At 35.9% G+C, this 2655-nt stretch carries 4 protein-coding genes; all 4 read right to left on the bottom strand.

The window, feature by feature from the left end:
* Window positions 1-70 precede the first annotated feature (70 nt).
* Window positions 71-1009: a Bug family tripartite tricarboxylate transporter substrate binding protein gene (locus LMF89_RS25160; protein ID WP_229537553.1), complete on the bottom strand. Its 939-nt coding sequence runs from the start codon at window positions 1007-1009 to the stop codon at window positions 71-73.
* Window positions 1010-1313: 304 nt separating this feature from the next.
* A complete protein-coding gene (locus LMF89_RS25155) occupies window positions 1314-1547 on the bottom strand; it encodes a hypothetical protein (RefSeq protein WP_229537551.1) in 234 nt (77 codons plus the stop codon).
* Between the two features lie 84 nt (window positions 1548-1631).
* Entirely contained in the window at window positions 1632-1883 is a 252-nt protein-coding gene (locus LMF89_RS25150; RefSeq protein WP_229537550.1) for a hypothetical protein, read from the bottom strand.
* Window positions 1884-1945: 62 nt separating this feature from the next.
* Window positions 1946-2440: a ribonuclease HI gene (gene rnhA, locus LMF89_RS25145; protein WP_229537552.1), complete on the bottom strand. Its 495-nt coding sequence runs from the start codon at window positions 2438-2440 to the stop codon at window positions 1946-1948.
* Between the last annotated feature and the right edge of the window lie 215 nt (window positions 2441-2655).

Here is a 2655-nt window from a genome sequence, read left to right as displayed (position 1 = left end):
AAATATTTGCTCTTTTTATACCAATTGGAGTTTACACAAAATCAGGGATACACCCATTCATATAGAGGTTTTAGTTTTTTGAAGCTGCAACGTCTACAATTCCTGTTTCCTTAACAATTTTTTCAAGTCGTTTATGTTCGTTAATCCATTTATTTTGACATTCTTCTGGACCTAAATATTTAACCGTTAGCCCAATTATTTCCATATCTTTTATAAAATCAGGATCGTTAATAACTATTTTTAGCTCTTTAACTAATTTAGCTTTTACATCTTCTGGCAAATATTTGGGCGCAGCAACTATTTCCCAACTGGTAAGTACAACATCTAACCCTTGTTCCTTAAAAGTAGGCACATCTGCAAATATTGGGTCAGCTAGTCTTGTTTCGTCTGCAACCGCCAATACTCGAACTCTACCCTCTTTTACAAATTGTTTTACTAATGCAGGACTGGAAATTAAAACCTTAACATGACCACCCAAGAAAGCCGCCAATGCTTCTGATTCTCCATTACTAAATGGAACTTGGTCAAGATTAATTCCAGCTTCCTTTTTAAACATCTCTCCTAAGATATGTCTCGCAGATCCAATGCCAGGATGCCCATACTTTATCGCTTCAGGGTGTTGCTTAGCATCATCAACTAAATCATTAATGTTTTGCCAAGGTTGATCGGAAAGAACAGATAGTACCATTGATGTAGCACCAACTTGAGCGAGTGGGTCTAATGCTGTAATATAATTATATTTTTTCTCACCGAAAAGTGGTTGCCAAGTTATATCGCTATTCGTAAGCCCAATAGTGTAACCATCTGGGACACAACCAGCGAGAAAATCCCATCCTTTTGTTCCCGCTCCTCCAGTCTTATTCAGAATAACCAATGATTGGTCAAAATCTTTAATCATCATTTTCTGAAGCATTCTGCCTATTGTATCCATACTTCCACCTGCAGAATTGGGAACAATTACTATTATTGGCTTATCAGGGTATTCATTATTTATAAGTTTATTTCCCATGTGTGCTAATCCTCCAATTGATAATAATACTGTAAAAACGACAGTCACGATACAGAGCTTTTTAAATCTCATTTTATCCCCCCCTTATGTTCACCTATAATATTCCACATATACTATAAATATCCTCTTGTTTTACCAATTTAATTCCAATAGCGCACTGACGGTAAATAACCCGTCTTTTCTTTTTGCCAATTTTCACAACATCTTCACATTTCTAATGTATAATATTTCACCATTCTAAATTGGGGTAGTGGTAGCATCAATTCCCAGTTTGGCATTCCCTGCAAATATAAAAATATAGATACTATTCTACACGCAATATAACATAAGTACCGACAACATTCATTTCACGATCAAGCTTAGGTTCAGTATCAGCAGCAATAACAGCGTATGTATTACCGTCGATTGCAATTTTGAAGTTTGGCGCAAGATCTTCAATATCCTTAGGAAGGGTATTGAAGAGAGGGCTATTTTCTTGATGTAAAAGTTCTTCTTCTGAACCGTTATGGATTATTACTAGGATGGTTGGAATTGTCATATTAATAATCACTCCAATTATTTTATTTATTAGTTTGATCGGCTGCACCTGGTGCGCATGGCCGGTACCGAAACCATTTTGACATCAATCAATTTTGCTATTATCTTCAATATGAATAATGGTTTCTATTCTACCAACAACTGACCATTTACCTTCGATATTTTCAATTACATGAGATTTCGCTAGACTTTCAAGGCAAGTTCTTAAAAGTAAGACATAATTAGCGTTTAAAGACTCCATTTCGAATTCGTTTTTTTCTTTGTTCGCTTCATATTTTTTCATTAATTCATCATGCAAAGCTATTATTTCGTTCAGAGATTCTTTAAGTGATAACATAAATTAACCCCTCTCCAATAATCTTTTTATCTCCAGTTCAGTTTGACTACGAACCGCTTAATTTAACTTTTGCTTTTTTTATTTGACTCCTCATTTGTTTTAATCCGTTTTTTATACTGCCAGCCTATTTTTTCGGCCTCATTAACTGCCGCATCTACTGCAAGTTCATCGCAACGTTCATTCATGGGGTTCCCTTGATGTCCTTTTACCCACTTCCAGACCACACTATGAATACTATTTAATCGATCAAGCTCTTGCCAAAGTTCTTTATTAAGAACTAGTGTGCCTGCCTTCGTTACCCAACCTGTTCGTTTCCACTTTTCTACCCATCCTTCTGCAAAGCCCTTACGTAAATATTGGCTATCAGTATGTAAAATGATATTGGTCGGCTTATTAAAGAAATGTAGTGCTTCAATCGCAGCTTTCATTTCCATACGATTGTTAGTAGTTGATGATTCTGCCCCATATAATTCCTTGACCAACATGCCAATCTGAATAATTGCAGCATATCCACCAGGGCCTCCAGGGTTTTTTAAGCACGATCCATCAGTATAAATAATTACTCTGCCATCATCATATTCTTTTTGCTTTTGTGATAACTAATTAACAAGTGGTGTCGCCAACATTTCCGACAAAACCCACGCTAAGACAAAATTCGGTATATAAAGAGAGGTAAAGAAGTCCTGCCTAGGTAGCAGAACTTCTTATTTTGTATTTGATGAATTGTCAATTCAAGTGCGACACTTCGTGTAGAAAAACATCAATGGGTGAT

It is taken from the genome of Pelosinus baikalensis (genome assembly GCF_020819555.1).
Taxonomy (GTDB): Bacteria; Bacillota; Negativicutes; order DSM-13327; family DSM-13327; genus Pelosinus; species Pelosinus baikalensis.
This window is presented reverse-complemented; position numbering and strand designations above follow the sequence as displayed.

Coding starts and splice junctions, on each gene's coding strand:
- LMF89_RS25160 (WP_229537553.1), bottom strand. CDS start 1,009: ATGGGAAATAAACTTATAAATAATGAATACCCTGATAAGCCAATAATA.
- LMF89_RS25155 (WP_229537551.1), bottom strand. CDS start 1,547: ATGACAATTCCAACCATCCTAGTAATAATCCATAACGGTTCAGAAGAA.
- LMF89_RS25150 (WP_229537550.1), bottom strand. CDS start 1,883: ATGTTATCACTTAAAGAATCTCTGAACGAAATAATAGCTTTGCATGAT.